The following is a 19,924-nucleotide window of genomic DNA, read 5'->3' as shown; positions in this document are numbered from 1 at the left end:
AGTTTGCGGAGCCGTAGTTCCCCTCCGCCTGGTCCAGCCTTCTGACCTGGGAGAATGCCGTGCCGCACCTCCGTTCCCGGACCACCACCCACGGTCGCAACGCGGCGGGCGCACGCTCGCTCTGGCGTGCGACCGGAATGACCGACAGCGATTTCGGCAAGCCGATCGTCGCGATCGCCAACTCCTACACCCAGTTCGTGCCCGGCCACGTGCACCTCAAGGACCTCGGCGAGATCGTCGCCGAGGCGGTCGCCGAAGCGGGCGGCATCGCGCGCGAGTTCCACACGATCGCGGTCGACGACGGCATCGCGATGGGCCACTCGGGCATGCTCTACTCGCTGCCCTCGCGCGAGATCATCGCCGACTCGGTGGAGTACATGGTCAACGCGCACCAGGCCGACGCGCTGGTGTGCATCTCCAACTGCGACAAGATCACGCCGGGCATGCTTAACGCCGCGATGCGGCTCAACATCCCGACTGTCTTCGTCTCCGGCGGTCCGATGGAGGCAGGCAAGGCGGTGGTCGTCGAAGGCATCGCGCAGGCCCCGACCGACCTGATCACCACCATCGCGGCGTCTGCGAACTCGGCGATCGACGACGCCGGCCTGTCCGAGGTCGAGCGCTCCGCGTGCCCGACCTGCGGTTCGTGCTCCGGCATGTTCACCGCCAACTCGATGAACTGCCTCACCGAAGCGCTGGGGTTGTCGTTGCCGGGCAACGGTTCCACGCTCGCGACGCACGCCGCCCGGCGCGAACTGTTCTCGAACGCGGGACGCACGGTGGTCGAACTGTGCAAGCGCTGGTACGGCGAGGACGACGAGTCGGCGCTGCCGCGGTCGATCGCCACGAAGAAGGCCTTCGAGAACGCGATGGCGCTCGACATGGCCATGGGCGGGTCGACGAACACCGTGCTGCACATCCTCGCCGCCGCGCAGGAGGGCGAGGTCGATTTCACGATCAGCGACATCGACGCCATCGGGCGGCGGGTGCCGTGTCTGTCGAAGGTCGCGCCGAACTCCGACTACCACATGGAAGACGTCCACCGGGCCGGCGGAATCCCCGCCATCCTGGGCGAGCTGTACCGCGGCGGCCTGCTGAACACCGACGTCCACGCGGTCCACGCGCCGGACCTCGCGACGTGGCTGAACGAGTGGGACATCCGCGCCGAGTCCCCGTCGGAGAAGGCGCTGGAGCTGTTCCACGCCGCACCGGGCGGAGTCCGGACCACCCAGGCGTTCTCGACGGAAAACCGCTGGTCGTCGCTAGACACTGACGCTGCCGGCGGCTGCATCCGCGACGTCGAACACGCCTACACGAAGGACGGCGGCCTCGCGATCCTGCGCGGCAACCTCGCCGAGAACGGTGCGGTGATCAAGTCCGCGGGCATCGACGAGGACCTGTGGCACTTCCAGGGCCCGGCGCGGGTGCTGGAGAGCCAGGAGGAAGCCGTTTCGGCGATCCTCAAGAAGGAGATTCAGCCGGGTGAGGTGCTGGTCATCCGCTACGAGGGCCCCGCTGGCGGCCCCGGCATGCAAGAGATGCTGCACCCGACGGCGTTCCTCAAAGGTTCCGGCCTCGGCAAGAAGTGCGCCCTGATCACTGACGGCCGCTTCTCCGGCGGTTCCTCGGGCATCTCGGTGGGCCACATCTCGCCGGAAGCCGCCGCGGGTGGTCTGATCGGCCTGGTGGAGAACGGCGACCAGATCGTCCTGGACGTCCACGAGCGTCGGCTCGAGCTGCTGGTCGAACCGGAGGTCCTGGCCGAACGGCGAGCGAAGATGGACGCTTCCGAGCGACCGTGGCAGCCGAAGGACCGGCAGCGCCCCATCACCTCGGCACTGCGGGCCTACGCCCGGATGGCCACGTCGGCCGACACCGGCGCCGTTCGGGACCCGAACCGCTGATCCTGCTGTTGCTTTCGTCGGAAAGGGCCCGAGCCTGGCGCGTGGGCCCCTTTTCCGTGTCTCCGCTAGTCGGCTTCCACAGCTGAACCCCCAGGCACCGCTGCCACCGGACCCCGTCGACACGTTTCGCCACTGAACGGCGAATGGCCCTGCCGGTTAGCCCCAGGCACCGATCGAAGCGATTCGCCGTTCGGCGGCCACCGATCGCCCTGCCCTCACCCTCGGCCCCAACCCCGCCGCGTCCCGTTCGTGCACCATCGCCGCTCACAGACCAATCCAGCCGACAACGAGCCACCCAATACTCGCCTTGACCAGGCATTCGCCACTAAACGGCAACGCCTCAACGGCCTAGCCGACGACCGGAGCACCCCCGCCAACGTCACCACCGGCTCCAGCCGACTCCGGTGCATCCGCAACGTCGACTCCGTGGTGGTCACCGAGTCAACACGATGACCACCACGGACGCAGCCGCGGCCAGCAGCAGCGAGATGAGCCCGAGAGGCAGCGGCCGCTTCCGCCACGGCGTGTTCCGCTCCAGCGAGATCGTGCCTGCGCCGGTGAAGATCAACGTCAGCGCACACACGCCCAGCAGCAGCTCGTACTCCCAGCCCTGGCCAGCGCCCTCGAAGAACCCGCCGTGGAACTTCGCGTAGACGATGTTCGCGGCCACGCCCAGCAGCCCCGCCGCGGCGAGCGGCGTGAACAGGCCGACAATCAGCAACGCACTGCCCGCGACCTCCGTGATGCCGGTGATCCAGGACAGCAGCGTCGTCTGTTTGTGGTACCCGAACATCTCGAGCACGTGCGCGAACCCGCCGACGCCCGGTCCGCCGAACGCGCCGAACAAATGCTGCAGGCCGTGCGCACCCATGATCACGCCGAGCCCCAGGCGCAAGACGAGCAGGCCGAAGCCGAGACCGCCCTGCCGCGGTTCGTCGTAGTCGTTGCCGGCAGAGTCCTCGACCCCGGACAGCACGCTGGTCTGGTAGTCGTCCCCTTGAGTGGTCACGCGGCGAAGATTAGGGGATTCAGCCGTGGCCCGCGAGCGAGCACGCCGAGGTCAGGGGCTCTTTCAGGGTTCACCCTGAGTGCCAGACCGGCTTCTGGGAAATGATCAGTATTCGCCGCGCACGAGATTGCCAGGTAGCTCGCCACCAGCGTACCGAGCGATCTCCGCCGCAGCCACCAAATAAGCGCGCCGCCGGACTCCCCGCACCGCTCCGGCCACGTGCGGCGTCAGCACGAAACCAGGCGCTGTCCACAGCGGATGATCCGCTGGCAACGGCTCGGGATCGGTCACATCGAGCGCGGCGCGAAGCCTTCCCGCGGCGAGTTCCGCCGCAAGCGCGTCGGTAACCACAACAGGCCCCTGAGCAGCGTTGACCAGCACCGCGTCATCCCGCATCGCCGCAAGGAAATCGGCATCGACCATGCCCCTTGTCCGCGAAGTGAGGGGGACCATCATGACTACGACATCGTGGCGCGGCAGCAGTTCCGGTAACTCATCGACACCGTGCACCCCCTCCCGCGCCGACATCCCGACCATCGTGCAGCGGACGTCGAACGGCTCCAACCGCCTCCGCAACTGCCGGCCGACGTCCCCAGCTCCGACGATCAGCACTCGCTGCCCTTGCAATGTGTCGGAAGGCAGCTGCTCCCAGCGTCCCTCCCGTTGCGCTGCCGCGTAGACATCCAGATTCCGGTACATCACCAGCAGAACGCCGACGACCCACTCCGCCATGCTGCCGCTGTGCGCACCGCGGCAGGTGGACAGAAGAACGCCGTCCGGGACCCGGCCGACCCAGTCTTCCGCCCCGGCGGTCAGCAGCTGCACCAACTTGAGGTTCGGCAGATCGCTCCAGATGTCGTCCCCCACCGAATCCATGGCCGGGACGAGCACCTCAGCTTTCGCAGCTTCCGGCGGCAAGGGGCGACCCCATTCGTAGCGCACCGCGTGCACCAGGGGGATTTCGGACAGCACGGCGACGCCCTCGTCGTCCGGGACCAGCACGGTGACTGTCATGATCACCACGGTAACCACTTACCAGTGGCTCACGCCGCGCCACCTAGGCTGGAGCATCATGCGTACCCGGTACCGGTGGTCGGCGCCGCTGGCCCTCCTCGCCTGCGGCGGCCTCGTGCTTTCCGGCTGCGCCCGGTTCGACGACACCGCCGCCGGCCAGACGTTCACCCCCGCTCCGGTGCCGAGCCCGGAGTCTCCGCCGCAGGTCCAGGAGCACGGCGACGGCTCCGGTGCCGGTCCGCGCACCGGTCCCGCACAAGCGCCGCCGTCACCGGTCCCGCCTCCGCAGGGCTGCAAGGACTTCGACAAGGCCGTCATCGCCACCTGCCTGGACACAGTCGCCGCCGTCGCCGGACTTCCCGGCGAGGGAGCCACGCCCTCCGCTCTCGCCGGTGAACGGAAAACCGGCCGGGTCATGCTGGCCAGCTCTGGCCATGACGCGACCTCGTTCGCACAACTGGACGTCCGGGCCGATGGAGACGGCGGGCTCACCAGCCTGGCGCTGTCACCGAGCTACGTCGAGGATCAGCTGGTCTTCGCGTACATCACCACGGCATCGGACAACCGCGTCGTGCGGTTCGCCAAGGGCCAAGCCCCGAAGCCGGTCCTGACCGGAATCCCGAAGGGCTCGACCGGCAACCGCGGCGCGCTGGCCAGCGACGGAAGCGGCGCACTGCTCGTCGCGACAGGCGACGCTGGCAACCCTGCCGCGGCAGCGGACCCGAATTCCCTGGCGGGCAAGGTCCTGCGCATCGACGTGTCCGGAAAACCGGCAACCGGGAATCCCACGTCCGGATCCGCCGTCTACACCTCGGGCCTGCACTCCCCCGGCGGCATCTGCCGTTCGTCCGACGGAAAACGCACGTGGGTGACCGACCACCCGGCCAACGGCCCGGACGCCGTGTACCGCCTCCAGCCAGGACAGCCGCTCAGCACACCTGCCTGGACCTGGCAGGACAAACCCTCCCTCGGCGGCTGCGTCGATTTCGTCGACGCGAACGGCATCCTCGGCATCGCGTCGTCCACCGGCATGCAGAACGTGCCGGTCAACAAGGACGGCGCGGTCACCGGCAAACCGACAGTCAGCCTCGACGGCAAGAGCAAAGCCGCCACGACGTACGGCCGACTGTCCGCCATGAGCATGATCAACCCGCAACTGGCGGTGGCCGGGACCGTCAACAAGGACGGCGGCAAACCAGTTTCGAGCGATGACCGCGTGGTTCTGATCGTGGTGAGCGACACGGGGGGCGGTCCGGGCAAGGACTGATGCCCGATGCTCCTCTCTGCGAGCCTTTGCTTGGCCCAGCAGTCCGGTTGACCTGCGGTTAGCCGTATAGCGGCGACGCCTGATTCGGTCACTGCTCCGATGACGCCCGATTTCGCGCAGGCTGGCCGTCCGGGCACTCCCAGCCAATATCGAGTCCGATCCGGCGTCGCCATTCAACGGCGACAATCGCTGGCCGACCGTCGACACCCACTCCGCGGCGCTCAGATCTAGACCGCCGCGACATTGGCCGAGTCCCATCATCCGTCGCCATCAACGGCAACCCATAGGATCGATCGCTGTCCCATTCTCCGCCCAACGGTAAACCGCACTGGCGACGACCACCAACTCCACGGCCCTCGTCGCCACTCAACGGCGAATCCGCTGAGACTCGTCCCTCAGCCGGAGCTCCCCGTCGGCCGCTCAACGGCGAGCCCACCAAACCGCATCTCAGCCGAGAACGTCTGATTTGCCGCTGAGAGGCAACTCCGGTGTGAGCCACTTCTCGACCAGAGTGCCATGGCCGCTCAATGGCGAATCCGCTCAGCGCCGCCTGGCACCAGGCCATCGGTCGTCTTACAGCAGAGCGAGCGTTCCGCACGGCGAGCATACCGACGAGAAGCCAACTCCTCGTCGCCACTCAGCGGCAAATCAGCCAGGAAACACCGGAATCGCCACTCAACGGCGACGACGCGAAGCCCGGCTCTCCGCTCGCGCGGCCCGGATGTCCACGATCGCCATCACGACCGACCCGACCGCAAACGCCATCCCCAGATACCGCCCGACCCCGCCGGAAATCGACACCCCGGCAGCGTCCAAGAACGCGCGCTGATCGCTGTCGAACACCCAGTCCAGCGTCGTCCAGCCAATCACCATCAGCAAAACCGTCGTCAGGCCGCCCACCAGCCACAGCTGCGGCAACCCGCTCACCCGCGCCTTGCTGACCTGCCCGAACAACACCACCGCGAGTCCGACCACGGTCAGCAGCAGCGGCGGACCCCACGAGAAGAGATCCGAATTCCACGCCGTCCGCACGACGTCGCTGTGCGGCAACGTTCGGAACGCGTCCTTGACGTCGGACGTCGCGGTGTCCGCTGACAGCACGGTCCAGGGCAGGAAGGTCGACCCGACCGCGAGCAGCCCGGCCGCCAGGCCGAGCCACTCGCGCCAGGTGACGCGTCGAAACGAGAAAGCCACTCAGGAACCGACGCGCTCGATGATCAGCTCGCGCACTCGCTTGGCGTCGGCTTGCCCCTTGGTGGCCTTCATGACCGCGCCGACGATCGCACCCGCCGCGGCGACCTTGCCGCCGCGGATCTTGTCGGCAATGTCCGGCTGCGCGGCCAGGGCCTCGTCGACAGCGGTGAGCAGCGCCGAATCGTCGGAGACGACCTTCAGCCCGCGCTTCTCGACGACCTCGCGCGGCGAACCCTCGCCGGCGAGAACGCCCTGCACGACCTCCTTGGCGAGCTTGTTCGTCAGCTCCCCGGAGGAAACGAGCCCGATCACCTCGGCGACCTGCGCCGGCGTGATCGCCAGTTCGGCCAACTCAACCTCGCGCGTGTTCGCTTCCTGCGCCAGCGTGTTGACCCACCAGCCGCGTGCCTCGTCCGGCGTCGCGCCAGCTTCGACTGTCGCCGCGACGAGGTCGACAGCACCGACGTTCAGCAGGTCGCGCAGCGCTTCGTCGGAAAGCTTCCACTCGTCCTGGATCCGCTTGCGCCGCTCCCACGGCATCTCCGGCAGCGTCGCGCGCAACTCTTCGACCCACTCGCGCGACGGCGCGATCGGCACGAGGTCAGGCTCCGGGAAGTACCGGTAGTCCTCCGCGGTTTCCTTGGCGCGACCGGACGACGTGGTGCCGTCGGCCTCCTGGAAGTGCCGCGTCTCCTGCCGGATCGACCCGCCCTCGGCGAGAATCGCCGCCTGGCGCGTCATCTCGTACCGCACCGCGCGCTCGACGCTGCGAAGCGAGTTGACGTTCTTCGTCTCCGTGCGCGTGCCGAATTCCGTCGCGTCCTTGGCCATCAGCGACACGTTCGCGTCGCAGCGCAGCGAGCCCTGGTCCATGCGGACGTCGGACACGTCGAGCGCACGCAGCAGATCGCGCAGCGCGGTGACGTACGCGCGCGCTACCTCGGGCGCACGCTCGCCGGTGCCGGTGATCGGCTTCGTGACGATCTCGATCAGCGGCACGCCAGCGCGGTTGTAGTCGAGCAGCGAGTGCTCAGCGCCGTGAATCCGGCCGGTCGCGCCGCCGATGTGCAGCGACTTGCCGGTGTCCTCTTCCATGTGCGCGCGCTCGATCTCGACGCGCACGACCTCGCCGTCGTCCAGCGTCACGTCGAGGTAGCCGTCGAACGCGATCGGCTCGTCGTACTGGGACGTCTGGAAGTTCTTCGGCATGTCCGGGTAGAAGTAGTTCTTCCGGGCGAACCGGCACCACTCGGCGATCTCGCAGTTGAGCGCGAGACCGATCCGGATCGCGCCCTCGACCGCCTTGCCGTTGACGACCGGCAGCGAACCGGGCAGGCCGAGGCAGGTCGGGCAGGTCTTGGTGTTCGGCTCGCCGCCGAACTCGTTGACGCAGCCGCAGAACATCTTGGTGTTCGTGCTGAGCTCCACGTGGACCTCGAGCCCGAGCACGGGGTCGAACCGCTCGATGACCTCGGCGTAGTCCATCAACTCGGCCACGGCAGTCACTTCGTTCCTCCCAGCTCCGGAACCTGGTGCACGAGCGAGCCGCCGGCAGCGGCGTCGCGCGCGGCCTCGTACGCGGCACCGACGCGGTACAGCCGGTCGTCGGCGAGCGCCGGGGCCATGATCTGCAGGCCGACCGGCAGCCCGTCCTCGTCGGACAGTCCGCTCGGGACGCTCATCGCGGCGTTGCCCGCGAGGTTCGACGGGATGGTGCACAGGTCGGCGAGGTACATCGCCATCGGATCGTCCACGCGTTCGCCGAGCTTGAACGCCGTGGTCGGCGTCGTCGGCGACACGAGCACGTCGACCTTCTCGAAGGCCTGCGTGAAGTCGCGCGTGATGAGCGTGCGCACCTTCTGCGCGGAGCCGTAGTACGCGTCGTAGTAGCCCGACGAAAGCGCGTACGTGCCGAGCATGATGCGACGCTTCACTTCAGCGCCGAAGCCCTTCTCGCGAGTCAGCGACATGACTTCTTCCGCACTGTGCTCGCCGTCGTCCGAGACGCGCAGGCCGTACCGCATCGCGTCGAAGCGCGCGAGGTTCGACGACGCTTCGCTCGGCGCGATCAGGTAGTACGCAGGCAGCGCGTACGTGAAGTGCGGGCACGACACCTCGACCACTTCGGCGCCGAGAGCGCGAAGCTGCTCCACGGCAGCCTCGAACGACCGCAGCACGCCTGGCTGGTAACCGTCGCCGCCGAACTCCTTCACGACGCCGACGCGTACGCCGGACAGGTCGCCCTTCGTGCCTTCGCGCGCCGCGGCGACAACCGGCGGCACTGGTGCGTTGATGGACGTCGAGTCCATGGGGTCGTAACCGGCGATCACTTCGTGCAGCAGTGCGGCGTCAAGCACCGTACGCGCGCACGGCCCGGCCTGGTCGAGCGAAGACGAGAACGCCACGAGCCCGTAGCGCGACACTCCGCCGTACGTCGGCTTCACGCCCACAGTGCCGGTGACAGCGCCGGGCTGGCGGATCGAGCCGCCAGTGTCCGTACCGATCGCGAGAGCCGCTTCGAACGCCGAAATCGCCGCGGACGAGCCACCGCCCGAACCGCCTGGGATACGCGCGTGGTCCCACGGGTTGTGCGTCGGGCCGTATGCCGAGTTCTCCGTGGATGAGCCCATCGCGAACTCGTCCATGTTCGTCTTGCCGAGGATCACGACGCCTGCTTCGCGCAGCTTGCGCGTGACGGTCGCGTCGTACGGCGGCAGCCATCCCTCGAGCGTGCGGGACCCGCAGGTCGTCGGCACGCCCTTCGTGGTCAGCACGTCCTTCAGCGCCAGCGGGACGCCCGCCAGCGGCGACGCCGGCTGCTCCCCCGCGGCCAGCTGCTCGTCGACAGCCTTGGCCGCGCCGAGCGCGCCTTCCGTATCGACGTGCAGGAACGCGTGCACGTGGTCGTCCACCGCAGCGATGCGGTCCAGGTGCGCCTGCGCGACCTCGACCGCGGACACCTCGCGCGCGTGGATCTTCGCCGCCAGTTCGGCGGCGGTCAGCTTGACGAGTTCGCTCACTGTTCTTCTCCCAGGATCCGCGGCACCCGGAACCGGCCGTCCTCGGCGGCCGGCGCGGCAGCCAGCGCGTCCTGCTGTTCGAGGCTGGGCCGGACGGTGTCCTCGCGGAAGACGTTCGTCAGCGGCACGGCGTGCGAGGTCGGCGGGACGTCCTCCGCGGCGACTTCGCTGACCTTCGCCACCGAGTCCAGGATCTGGTCGAGCTGGCCGGCGAAAACGTCCAGCTCGTCGTCGGTCACGGCCAGCCTGGCCAGCCTGGCGAGGTGTGCGACCTCGTCTCGGGAAATGTTGGGCACGCGGGTGACTCCCGGGGTGTGCTGTGCGGGTGCTCTCGGAAGCTGCAAGTCTATGGTGACGGCGTCGGACGGTTCGACCGGGTTAGCGGGCCGCGGGCGCCGGGCAGGGCGTCCCGCTTGCCGGACAGCGGGCCCCCGCGAGTACCCGGTCTGTCACAATCGGCGCCCGGCAAGCGCGTCCCACGACAGGGCTGGGACGCCTGAGGCGAGAGGGGCGCGTGGTGTCGTTCCTGATCCGGGTCCAGCTACCGGACTCCCCCGGCACCCTCGGCGCGGTCGCGACCGCGCTCGGCACAGTCGGGGCGGACATCCTGAGCGTGGACGTGGTGGAGCGCGGCGGCGGGCTCGCGATCGACGACCTGGTGGTCGAACTCCCGTCGGGCCGGCTCCCGGACGCGCTGATCACCGCGGCCGAGAGCGTGGAAGGCGTCGAGGTCGACGCGGTTCGGCCGTACGCGGGCATCCTCGACACTCATCGCGAGCTGGAGCTGGTCGAGGAGATCGCCGCGCAGCCGAAGGCCGGGCTGGACTTGCTCGCCGAAGGTGTGCCGAAGATCATCCGCGCCGGGTGGGCGGTGATCGTCGAGCATTCGGAATCCGGATCCCGACGCCTGGCTTCGTCCAGTGCGGCTCCGGAGAATCCCTTCACGGACTTGCCGTGGCTGCCGCTGGAACGAGCGACGGTCTTGGACGGCGAGGATTCGTGGGTCCCGGAGACGTGGAAGGAACTCGGTACGGAGCTGGCCGCTACTCCGCTGGGCAAGCCGGGAAAGGCGATGCTCGTCGCCCGGCCGGGCGGGCCTAACTTCCGTGCCGCGGAGGTCGCTCGGCTGGCGCATTTCGCCGGGATCGTCGCGGTGGTTCTGGACGGATGACCCAAGGCTTGGGTCGGCTGTCCTGAACGATCTGAGGACGGCCGAGTTGAGCGTTCCGGCGATCTGACTTCTCTGTTGCCGGTCAATGGCTAATCAGCCCGTCGAGCGCCGGAGTCGATCCACTGCGGACTCGACCGTGCTTCGCACCGAGTTCAGCGGTCCTCTGCTGTCCTCAAGTGCAGACAATCTCCCCCAACAGTGCGGTGCTGCCAGCCGATGACGACCGCTTTCCTTTGGCGGACCGGGCGGTGCCAATTAGCACTTGTCGGCATAGAGGGTCACGACTGTGCCAGCGGAAACCACAGTTCCCGGCTTGGGATCCTGCCCGGTCTGGCACCAGTTCCGGTCGATGATCATCATCCGCTTCTTCCCGGACGAATCGACCTCGCGCAGGTTGTACAACCCAGCCGCCTGCATGGCGTCCTGCGCGTCCTGATGAGTCATGCCAGACACGTCAGGGACTTTGATCGTCGCCGGCTGGGCAGCACTGAGCGGCGAGCTCGCGGTCGCCGTCGCGGACTGGGTTGCTGTCGCGGTCACAGTCCCAGTCGCGACCGTCGTTGAGGTGCCTCCGGGCTGTGGCGCCGCGTTGCATGCCACGGCAAGAAACGCGGCGACACCAACGACTGGGAAGGCAGCTTGAACGAACTTCGCCATGATCACGCTTCCTCGATACGAGTCGGTACCTCACGCGTGACAGCTTGAGTCGACGCCAGACATCTACCCGTTACAACTCGTACCCAGTGAAGCTCGCCAAAAAGACGCGACGTACGCAACGGTCCGCCCGCGACGGCGATGACCACTCACGCCCGGCCGGCACCTACCGCCAACACCCGACGCCAGCGGGGACGGGTTCGCCATGCCGTCGCCACTCAACGGCGAATATCGGCGATGAACCCCGCCCAGAGTTTTCGCCAAAAAATGGCAAAAGTCTCTGACCTGCGAGAACGTGACGTCAGAAGCCGTATTCGTACGCGAGCAGGTTAACCCCCGGATGCGGATGCCAGTCCCGCCCCGGCAACCGCCGGAACCCCATCCGCTCGTAGAGCCGGTGCGCCTTCCGCATCACGTCGAGACTGCTCAGCACGACCCGGTCGACACCGAGTTCCCGACCGCGGGCCAGCACCGCCTGGGTCAGCGCCTCCCCGACCCCGCGCCCGCGCGCCGCCTCGGCGACCGCCAGCATGCGGAACTCCAACTCTCCCGGCTGCGAAATCTCGGACAGCGCACTCCCCGGCTGAACGATCGCGACCGACCCGATGACTTGACCGTCCGGATCGACCGCGACCAGCAACTCGGCGTGCTCCGCCCGGCCGGAGACGTCCCGAAGTTTCGCCTCGTATGCGGCATCAGCCTCGAAGAATCCCTCGATCCGGTAAGCCTCGACGGTCACCTCGCCGAGCGCGTCGAACTCTTCCTCCCGCGCCGGGCGGATCTTCACCTCACTCATCGCCACTCTCAGCTTTTTCGTCCGCCCCAGTGTCGAGCGCCAGTTCCGCGGCCGCCTCCGGGCCGCGCTCCAGCAACACGCGGAACCCGTTCTCGTCCAGCACCGGCACTTTCAGCTGCACAGCCTTGTCGTACTTCGTCCCCGGAGCTTCGCCCACCACCACGAACGCCGTCTTCTTCGACACAGAGCCCGCGGCCTTGCCACCGCGCGCCATGATGGCTTCTTTCGCTTCGTCACGGGAAAACCCGTCGAGCGAACCGGTCACCACGATCGACAGGCCCTCGAGATTCCGCGGGATGGACTCGTCGCGCTCTTCCTCCATCCGGACCCCGGCCCGTCGCCATTTTTCGACGATTTCCCGGTGCCAGTCGACCTCGAACCATTCCTGCACGGCGTGCGCGATGGTCGGGCCGACGCCGTCGACGTCCGCGAGTTCCTCCTCGGTCGCGTCCTCAATCCGTTGCAGCGAACCGAATTCCCGCGCGAGCGCCTGCGCCGCTGTCGGTCCGACGTGCCGGATCGACAGCGCGACGATCACTTTCCACAGCGGGCGGTCCTTCGCCGAATCGAGGTTCGCCAGGAGCTTCCGCGCGTTCGCCGACAGCTCACCCGCCTTAGTGCGGAACAACTCCACCTCGGCGAGCGACTCCTCGTTGAGGTCAAAGACGTCGCCCTCGTCGGCGACCACCCTGGCATCGAGCAGCGCGACCGCAGCCTCGTACCCGAGCACCTCGATGTCGAAGGCGCCGCGACCTGCGAGATGGAACAGCCGCTCCCGCAGCTGCGCAGGACAGAACCGGGTGTTCGGGCACCGGATGTCCTTGTCGCCTTCTTTTTGATAGGCGAGTTCCGTGCCGCATTCCGGGCACTTCGTCGGCATCACGAATTCGCGTTCTTCGCCGGTCCGCGCGTCGACGACGGGACCGAGCACCTCTGGGATCACGTCGCCGGCCTTGCGGATCACGATCCGATCGCCGATCAGCACGCCCTTGCGCTTGACCTCTTCCTGGTTGTGCAGGGTCGCCCGCGCGACCGTCGAGCCCGCGACCTTGACCGGCTCGGTGACGGCGAACGGCGTGACCCGTCCCGTGCGCCCGACGCCGACCTGGATGTCGAGCAGCGTCGTAATCGCTTCTTCCGGCGGGTATTTGTAGGCGATTGCCCACCGCGGCGCGCGCGACGTCGAGCCGAGGCGACGCTGCAGGGCCACCTGGTCGACCTTGATCACCACGCCGTCGATCTCGTGCTCGGCGTCGTGCCGATGTTCACCCCAGTAGGTGATGTGCTCGGTGAGTTCCTTGCCGGTTCGCAGCACTCGCGTGTGCGGCGACACGGGCAGTCCCCAGGCTGCCAGCGCGTCGTAGGCGTGCGACTGCGTGACCGGCTCGAAACCGTCCCGCTTGCCGAGACCGTGACAGATCAGCCGCAGCCGGCGCTCCCTGGTGATTTTCGGGTCCTTCTGCCGCAGCGACCCGGCAGCAGTGTTGCGCGGATTCGCGTACGGCGGCTTGCCGGCTTCGACCATCTTCGCGTTGAGCTCAAGAAAGTCCTCGACGCGGAAGTAGACCTCTCCGCGCACCTCGACAAGCTTCGGTACCGGAAACTCTTCGGTGCCGGTGAGCTGCTCCGGAACCTGATCGAGGGTGCGGATGTTGAGCGTGACGTCTTCGCCCGTACGCCCGTCGCCGCGGGTAAGTCCCCTGGTGAGCTTGCCGTTTTCGTAGAGCAGGTTGATGGCCAGGCCGTCGATCTTCAGCTCGGCCAGATACTCCGTCGACCCGATTTCTTTCTCGACACGCTCGACCCAGGCGAGGAATTCGTCGGTGTCGAACACGTTGTCCAGGCTCAGCATCCGCTCGAGGTGGTCGTGCGCGGTGAACTCGGTGGAGAACGTGCCGCCGACGTTCTGGGTCGGCGAATCCGGCGTGACCAGCGCCGGGTACTCGTCCTCGATCTTTTGGAGGTCGCCGAGGAGCGCGTCGAACTGGCCGTCGGAGATGATCGGCGAGTCCAGCACGTAGTACCGGAACTGATGGCCGCGAATCTCCTCGGCAAGCGCGCCGTGCCGCTCGCGCACATCGGCCGGTACGTCGGTCACGTCCTGGGCGGCCTCCACGGCCACCTGGTCTTGGGGAAGGTCGGTGCTGCTCACAGGTGGTGAGCCTAGCCGGAGGCACCGACACTTTCGTCCGGTTGCTCCGCCAGCCCGCGGACCAGCTCCCGGAACTCCAGCAGATCGATCGTGCCCTCCGGCGCGGCCTCGGCGGTCTCGACCCGGCGCAGCCGTTCGGCGGCCAGACGCTCGCCCAGCGTCGCGTCGAGCGGCAGGAAAGTCATCGTGGTGCGCGAAGCCTCGTCCAGGTCCGCGAACGCGGGGTGATGGACTGCGACGTCGACCACGCCGTCGTCCACCTGCGCGACAACCCGGACGTCGGCCAGCGAGATCCGGTGCTCGCCCAGGTTCACCGTCACTTCGGTCGGATCCGGGACCGGGGGCACCGAATCGTGGTACTCCCAGATCGCGTCGTCCGGCGGTCCGGCCGCTTTCCACGCGTCGGTGTACTGGCGCAGTTCCGGGTCCTCCTGCCCGCTGACGACCAGCGCGTAGATGGCGGTCCGGCCGCGTTCGAGCGAGAAGTGCAGCCGCGGGTGGAACGTCTCTACCAGCACGCACAGGTCGTGCTCGACGCGATGCGGTTCGCCTTCGCCCAGCGCGGCACTGACCTCGGGCAGGAGTTCGTACCACCCTTCCCAGAACGCTGCCGCCGCGGCGGCGGCGTCGGACGGCACCGGCTGTTCAGGCCAGGGCGTACGGGGATCTGGCGGCGCGGCTTCGGCTTCCGAGCGGCGACGGCGGAACAAACGCATGATTCGGAATTTCCCCCGGTTGTTTCTCTTCCTCGACCACGGTACGCGTCCGGGTCACGGCACGTCCGCGAAATCACCAGTTCTCAGGTGGCTCCACAAACCCTTTGCCCAGGTCGCGACTAAGAGCAAGAGCCCGGCGCATCCACTCGTTCGTGGCACCGGCCAGGCCGCACGCGGGCGTCGGAACAGCACGTTCAGCCAGAATTGACCGGTTGAACCCCAGCCGGTCCACGAGCTTGAGCGCCGGCGACGCGACGTCCTTCAGCCCCGGAGCAGTCGCCGGTTCCGTAGCTGGCACGAGACCTAGGAAGAACGAAATACCGCTGTCCCAAGCCTCGCCGATCTCGTCGAGAAGCTCGGCGGACGCCCCGGCGAGCATGCTGATGTCGAACGCGACGGCCCCCGCCCCTGCGGCACGGAAGAGCGCGATCGGCGGCCGCGGAGCGCAGCAGTGGACGATGACCGGCTGTCCAGTCATCGCGCCGATCCGCTCGATTGTCGTCGCGAGCAGCTCCCGGACCTCGGGCTCGGGCACGGCGGGGACGTTGCCGTATCCCGACGGTGTGGACAGTTTTCCGGCGAGAACAGCAGGCAACGACGGCTCATCGAGCTGCACGACCACCGGCGCGTCAGTCCTCGCGGTCAGCTCCGCGACGTGCTGGGCAAGCCCATCGAGCAGCGACGCGGTGAAATCGCGCAACGCCCCGCGGTCGGTGAGAACACGATGGCCCCGAGCGAGCTCGACCCCCGCACCGAGCGTCCAGGGCCCGGCGATCTGGGTCTTGAGGACTGCTGGCGCACCAGCGTTCTCGCGAGCGGCCTGGACGGCGTCAAGATCCCACTGGAGCAGGTCACGCCCACGACGATGGTCATGACCGGGCCGCCCCGCGACCCGATAACCGCTAGGCACAACCTCGATCGCGAGGTCCACCAGCAACGCCGTGGTCCGTCCGATCATGTCGGCGCCGACACCACGAGCGGGCAATTCGGGCACATACGGGAAGCCGGGAAGCTCTCCGAACACCACGGCAGCGGCCTCGACGGGATCGGTCCCCGGCATGGACCCGATTCCTGTCGCCGCGCCCGCAGGCCAAGCTCGTTCACTCACAGGCCGGATTGTCGCGGAACGGGCGACTGCCGTCCGCACCGCCCCTGCGGACAAGTTTCACCCGACCGCGCGGCAATAGCCGGACATTCGCCGCATATCCCTTTGCCTGCACCGAATCCGCGGCCGCCGCGTTAGTCTGGATCGTCATGACCAGCTCCGCCCCGCCACCGCCCGGCAGAACACCCGGTGACGCATCCGCCCGGGAGCCGCGGCGGGGCAGCATGCCCGAAGCACCGTACCGCCGGGCCTCAAGCCGCTCTTTTGAGCGAACCCTCTTCACTGAGCCGGTCCTTTACGTCAGCCGCGAGGCGAAGCCGACCACTGCCGGCCAGGAGTACGGCGTGTTCGATCGCCACGGCCTCCAGGTCGGCGGGGTCGTTGTCACAACGCCCAGTTTCCTGCGCAAGGTCATTCAGCTTCTGTGGAAATCCGACCAGTACGTCAGCCGCAGGTTCGAAGTCCGGGACGCTAACCAGAGCACTGTTCTCAAGGTCGAGAAGCCCTCGAAGGACCCGCTGAGCAGCTTCGTGGTCACCCGCGCGGACGGGACACCAATCGGCGAGATCGTCCCGGCCGACGCAGGCCGCGTCCGTTTCACCCTGCGCACCGAGCGCACGACGATCGCGAGCATCGTCGCCGACGGCCGGCAACGATGGGAAGTCACGGTCGAGGATCCCGCCGGCACCGAGGTCGCCCACGTTGGCCACCCGTCGCCGCAGCTTTCGCCGATCAGCGGCAACGCCTGTCTCGTCGAGATCCCGCTGCAGGTCCCCGAGCCGCTGGCCAGCATGCTCATCGCGACAACGTTGACTATCGACATCGCGCTCACGGCACAACCCAGCTGATCACGTGACCGGTGTCTCAGCCTCACCAGGTGGACAGCGACCGGAATACGGCCCAATGTAAGGAAAGTCCGGGACGTCGAGGTCCCGCCTGGACGGAGGTTCGCCGTGGAGCCGTTGCCCGAAGGCAGTAACTCGAGCTGGGCCGATCCCGGGGTCTACGAAGTGGCCGCGGGCGTGTACCGGATCCCCTTGCCCTTGCCGCACGACAGTCTGCGCGCCGTCAACGTCTACGCCGTCACCGACGGCACGAACCTCGTGCTCGTCGACTCAGGGTGGGCACTCCCCGAATCTCGCCAACTGCTGACCGACGCGCTCAAGGCGATCGATGCCGAGCTCGGCGACGTCCGCGAATTCCTCATCACGCACGTCCACCGCGACCACTACACGCAGGCAGTCGCACTGCGACGCGAATTCGGCAACCGGATCGCCCTCGGCAAGCTCGAGCAGCCTTCGCTCGACGCGAGCGCCAACCCGAACCAGTTCCCCATGCAAGCACAACTTGACCTCCTTCGCCTCAGCGACGGGCAAGAGATCATCACTGCACTCAGCAAGCTGTTCGGTCTGGAACCTCGCCACACAGAGGCGAATCTTTGGGAGGAGCCGGACGAATGGCTGACGCCTGGGCGGCGATCAGTACTGCCCGACCGCGAATTCGACGTGGTCCACACTCCGGGACACACCAACGGTCACGTAATTTTCGTTGACGGTGCAGCCAATCTGCTCTTCTCCGGCGACCACGTGCTCCCGCACATCACTCCGTCGATCGGCTTTCAGCCGGTTCCGACCGAGTTGCCGCTGAACGACTACCTCGACTCCCTCCGTCTGGTTCGCGGCATGCCAGACCGCCGCATGCTGCCAGCTCACGGCCCAGTCACCGACAGCGTGCACGCCCGCATCGACGAACTTCTCGAACACCACCGGCAACGTCTCGAAACAATGGCAGCTCAGATCGAAGCCGGAGCAAGCACCGCCTTCGAAGCAGCCAACCGCCTCGGCTGGACCCGCCGCGGCCGTAAACTGTCCGAAATGGACGCCTTCAATCAGATGCTCGCTGTTCTGGAGACCGGTGCGCACCTTGATCTGCTGGTCTCGCGGAAAAAGCTCGCAGCCGAAGACGTCGACGGCATTCGCCGCTACAAGACCACCTAGCGACCAATCATCCAGCACTCGCCCGATGGAATACTGATCCGCCGTGCCTCCTATCACTGTGAGACGAGCTCGCGCCGACGATGTCGAAGCGATCGTCCAGATGCTTGCGGACGACCAACTGGGAGCAACCCGCGACTCGCCGGCTGACCTGGAGCCCTACCTGCAGGCGTTCGAAACGATTGCTGCGGACCCAAATCAGCTGCTGGTCGTCGCGACATCAAACGACCGACCGGTAGCGACACTTCAGCTGACTATCATTCCCGGCCTCGCGCGACGCGGGGCACTTCGCGGGCAAATCGAAGCTGTACGCGTACACCGCGATCACCGTGGCTCAGGCATGGGTGCGCAACTCGTGCAGTGGGCCGTCGACGAATCGCGGCGACGCGGCTGCAATCTAGTCCAGCTCACCTCGGATACAACGAGGACGGCAGCGCACCGCTTCTACGAAAGATTGGGTTTCGTCGCGAGCCATACGGGCTTCAAGCTGCATCTCTGATCACTCCCTTCTCGCAGCTTCAGCCATCCACGCGCTCGATCACCCGCCTTTTACGGTGCCAGAGTCGTCACTCAAAGCCAAGCGATTGCACGAGGGGTCACCTCATGCAATTTAGCTGACAGTGCTCGAGACAATGCGTATCGTGACGATCATGAACAAGTCGAGCGCGTCGGCAGACCACGCCGGCCAGACCAGCAACACCACCGAAACCGCAGACCTCGCCTTCCTTCTTCGTGCCATGCACGCGAACCTCAATCTTTTCGATCGCCTGCAACCAGACCAGCTGATGGCGGCTGTGAAGGACGCGAACCGGCAGATCGCTCGCTTGCAGGCGTTGCAGCTGCATTGCATGGCGGGTATGCGAAGACGAAGGTCAGACCCACACGAACTGGCATGCGAGTTCGCACTTGCCTTGCACATCACTGATACCCGAGCTGGAGCGATGCTCGCTGCCGCCGAAGCATTGACCCAACGCCTGCCTCGAATCCTCCGGCTGATGGATCAGGGCAAGTTCGACCTGTATCGCGCCATGAAGGTCACCGAAGGTACCAGCCAGCTATCCGACCGACATGCGCGGATGGTCGACTATCTGCTCGAACACCGGCTGGAGGACAAGAACCCCACCCAAGTCCGCAAGGCGACCGCTTATGCCGCAACGAAAATCGACCCAGACGGTGCGATGAACCGATTGGCTCAGCGGAAAGCCGCCCGACGCGTCATCCTGCAGCACCAGAGCGAAGGCATCTCAAGGTTCTCCGTCGACAACGCCTCGACCGGCAAAGCTGCAGCGGCCTACCTCCGCGTCGACAAGATCGCTCGATCGCTGAAGACCGGCGATGAGAAGAGAACTCTCGACCAGCTACGCGCTGACGTCGCGATCGATCTCCTGCTCAGCGGCAAAGGCGGCGTTCCAGAGCAGACCGAGGTGTACCTCTATGTCGATCTGCAGACTTACTTGGCCCTCAACGACAATCCCGCCGAACTAGGAGGCCACGGTCCTATCCCGGCCGAACTCGCCCGCCATATCGCCACTGGTCCCGACACGGTCGTCCGCCGGGTCATCACCGATCCGCTGACTGGGCAAGTAATCGAGGTCGGCAAGTTCCGGTATCGGCCGAGCATCGATGTCGATGAGTACGTGCGGGTCCGCGACCGCGAGTGCCGCCAGCCCGGATGCCCGCGGCCCGCACAGAACTGTCTCACGGAACCGACTGGTCCCGATTCCGCGGACATAGACTCGACGTTGAGCTACTGCCTGCGCCACCGCCGTCTCAAGAACAGAGCCGATTGGAGCTACGAAGTCATGCAGGACGGAAAGCTGATCGTCACGACACCGACAGGCGAGAAAGCTGAAAGCGCACCTCCGCCATTGCACGATGTCCCACGCACACCGGAACAGCCTGAGGAGGAACGTCTAGGCGCGTAAGGA

At 66.9% G+C, this 19,924-nt stretch carries 18 protein-coding genes; 7 read left to right on the top strand and 11 right to left on the bottom strand.

Annotation, left to right across the window (positions count from 1 at the left end; all coding sequences use genetic code 11):
• Positions 1-59 precede the first annotated feature (59 nt).
• On the top strand, positions 60-1,904 hold the full coding sequence (ilvD, locus tag ACZ63D_RS27010; RefSeq protein WP_465357156.1) for a dihydroxy-acid dehydratase: 1,845 nt from the start codon (positions 60-62) through the stop codon (positions 1,902-1,904).
• Positions 1,905-2,337: 433 nt separating this feature from the next.
• On the opposite strand, the gene ACZ63D_RS27005 is transcribed toward ilvD, so the two are convergent.
• Positions 2,338-2,913: a DoxX family protein gene (locus tag ACZ63D_RS27005; protein ID WP_465357155.1), complete on the bottom strand. Its 576-nt coding sequence runs from the start codon at positions 2,911-2,913 to the stop codon at positions 2,338-2,340.
• 105 nt (positions 2,914-3,018) lie between these two features.
• A complete protein-coding gene (locus tag ACZ63D_RS27000) occupies positions 3,019-3,927 on the bottom strand; it encodes a 2-hydroxyacid dehydrogenase (RefSeq protein ID WP_465357154.1) in 909 nt (302 codons plus the stop codon).
• A gap of 58 nt (positions 3,928-3,985) precedes the next feature.
• Between ACZ63D_RS27000 and ACZ63D_RS26995 the strand changes: the two genes are divergently transcribed.
• Positions 3,986-5,194, top strand: a complete 1,209-nt coding sequence (locus tag ACZ63D_RS26995; RefSeq protein WP_465357450.1) for a PQQ-dependent sugar dehydrogenase — start codon at positions 3,986-3,988, stop codon at positions 5,192-5,194.
• Positions 5,195-5,869: 675 nt separating this feature from the next.
• On the opposite strand, the gene ACZ63D_RS26990 is transcribed toward ACZ63D_RS26995, so the two are convergent.
• The 4 genes from ACZ63D_RS26990 to gatC are packed head-to-tail and all read right to left on the bottom strand — an operon-like array spanning position 5,870 to position 9,704.
• A complete protein-coding gene (locus tag ACZ63D_RS26990; protein ID WP_465357153.1) occupies positions 5,870-6,388 on the bottom strand; it encodes a hypothetical protein in 519 nt (172 codons plus the stop codon).
• Entirely contained in the window at positions 6,389-7,894 is a 1,506-nt protein-coding gene (gene gatB / locus ACZ63D_RS26985) for an Asp-tRNA(Asn)/Glu-tRNA(Gln) amidotransferase subunit GatB (RefSeq protein ID WP_465357152.1), read from the bottom strand.
• Complete coding sequence (gene gatA, locus ACZ63D_RS26980) at positions 7,891-9,408, bottom strand: Asp-tRNA(Asn)/Glu-tRNA(Gln) amidotransferase subunit GatA (protein WP_465357151.1); 1,518 nt, start codon at positions 9,406-9,408, stop codon at positions 7,891-7,893. Before gatA ends, gatB begins: the two co-directional genes overlap by 4 nt.
• On the bottom strand, positions 9,405-9,704 hold the full coding sequence (gatC, locus tag ACZ63D_RS26975; RefSeq protein ID WP_009073996.1) for an Asp-tRNA(Asn)/Glu-tRNA(Gln) amidotransferase subunit GatC: 300 nt from the start codon (positions 9,702-9,704) through the stop codon (positions 9,405-9,407). Before gatC ends, gatA begins: the two co-directional genes overlap by 4 nt.
• A gap of 221 nt (positions 9,705-9,925) precedes the next feature.
• Here gatC and ACZ63D_RS26970 point away from each other — a divergent pair, with 221 nt between their 5' ends.
• Complete coding sequence (locus ACZ63D_RS26970) at positions 9,926-10,579, top strand: ACT domain-containing protein (protein WP_465357150.1); 654 nt, start codon at positions 9,926-9,928, stop codon at positions 10,577-10,579.
• A 255-nt stretch (positions 10,580-10,834) separates the two neighbouring features.
• Here the strand turns inward: ACZ63D_RS26970 and ACZ63D_RS26965 are convergent, their stop codons facing one another.
• The 5 genes from ACZ63D_RS26965 to ACZ63D_RS26945 all read right to left on the bottom strand — a co-directional run bounded on the left by ACZ63D_RS26965 (position 10,835) and on the right by ACZ63D_RS26945 (position 16,005).
• Positions 10,835-11,023: a PASTA domain-containing protein gene (locus ACZ63D_RS26965; RefSeq protein ID WP_465357149.1), complete on the bottom strand. Its 189-nt coding sequence runs from the start codon at positions 11,021-11,023 to the stop codon at positions 10,835-10,837.
• Positions 11,024-11,534: 511 nt separating this feature from the next.
• Positions 11,535-12,029: a GNAT family N-acetyltransferase gene (locus ACZ63D_RS26960; RefSeq protein WP_465357148.1), complete on the bottom strand. Its 495-nt coding sequence runs from the start codon at positions 12,027-12,029 to the stop codon at positions 11,535-11,537.
• Complete coding sequence (gene ligA, locus ACZ63D_RS26955; protein ID WP_465357147.1) at positions 12,022-14,181, bottom strand: NAD-dependent DNA ligase LigA; 2,160 nt, start codon at positions 14,179-14,181, stop codon at positions 12,022-12,024. The genes ACZ63D_RS26960 and ligA overlap by 8 nt, the downstream gene beginning before the upstream one ends.
• Before the next feature lie 11 nt (positions 14,182-14,192).
• Positions 14,193-14,897 (bottom strand): hypothetical protein, encoded by a 705-nt coding sequence (locus ACZ63D_RS26950; RefSeq protein WP_465357146.1) that lies wholly within the window; start codon positions 14,895-14,897, stop codon positions 14,193-14,195.
• A gap of 73 nt (positions 14,898-14,970) precedes the next feature.
• Positions 14,971-16,005, bottom strand: a complete 1,035-nt coding sequence (locus ACZ63D_RS26945) for a methionine synthase (RefSeq protein WP_465357145.1) — start codon at positions 16,003-16,005, stop codon at positions 14,971-14,973.
• Between the two features lie 146 nt (positions 16,006-16,151).
• Between ACZ63D_RS26945 and ACZ63D_RS26940 the strand changes: the two genes are divergently transcribed.
• The 4 genes from ACZ63D_RS26940 to ACZ63D_RS26925 all read left to right on the top strand — a co-directional run bounded on the left by ACZ63D_RS26940 (position 16,152) and on the right by ACZ63D_RS26925 (position 19,921).
• Positions 16,152-16,850, top strand: coding sequence for a hypothetical protein (locus ACZ63D_RS26940; protein WP_465357144.1), 699 nt, complete (start codon positions 16,152-16,154; stop codon positions 16,848-16,850).
• Between the two features lie 105 nt (positions 16,851-16,955).
• Positions 16,956-17,999, top strand: coding sequence for an MBL fold metallo-hydrolase (locus ACZ63D_RS26935; protein ID WP_465357143.1), 1,044 nt, complete (start codon positions 16,956-16,958; stop codon positions 17,997-17,999).
• A gap of 52 nt (positions 18,000-18,051) precedes the next feature.
• A complete protein-coding gene (locus tag ACZ63D_RS26930) occupies positions 18,052-18,495 on the top strand; it encodes a GNAT family N-acetyltransferase (RefSeq protein ID WP_465357449.1) in 444 nt (147 codons plus the stop codon).
• 151 nt (positions 18,496-18,646) lie between these two features.
• Complete coding sequence (locus ACZ63D_RS26925; protein ID WP_465357448.1) at positions 18,647-19,921, top strand: DUF222 domain-containing protein; 1,275 nt, start codon at positions 18,647-18,649, stop codon at positions 19,919-19,921.
• Positions 19,922-19,924 lie beyond the last annotated feature (3 nt).

It is taken from the genome of Amycolatopsis sp. NPDC104775 (assembly GCF_055583325.1).
This window is presented reverse-complemented; position numbering and strand designations above follow the sequence as displayed.

Coding starts and splice junctions, on each gene's coding strand:
- ACZ63D_RS27000 (WP_465357154.1), bottom strand. CDS start 3,927: ATGACAGTCACCGTGCTGGTCCCGGACGACGAGGGCGTCGCCGTGCTG.
- ACZ63D_RS26995 (WP_465357450.1), top strand. CDS start 3,986: ATGCGTACCCGGTACCGGTGGTCGGCGCCGCTGGCCCTCCTCGCCTGC.
- ACZ63D_RS26965 (WP_465357149.1), bottom strand. CDS start 11,023: ATGACTCATCAGGACGCGCAGGACGCCATGCAGGCGGCTGGGTTGTAC.
- ACZ63D_RS26960 (WP_465357148.1), bottom strand. CDS start 12,029: ATGAGTGAGGTGAAGATCCGCCCGGCGCGGGAGGAAGAGTTCGACGCG.
- ACZ63D_RS26950 (WP_465357146.1), bottom strand. CDS start 14,897: ATGCGTTTGTTCCGCCGTCGCCGCTCGGAAGCCGAAGCCGCGCCGCCA.
- ACZ63D_RS26940 (WP_465357144.1), top strand. CDS start 16,152: ATGACCAGCTCCGCCCCGCCACCGCCCGGCAGAACACCCGGTGACGCA.
- ACZ63D_RS26925 (WP_465357448.1), top strand. CDS start 18,647: ATGAACAAGTCGAGCGCGTCGGCAGACCACGCCGGCCAGACCAGCAAC.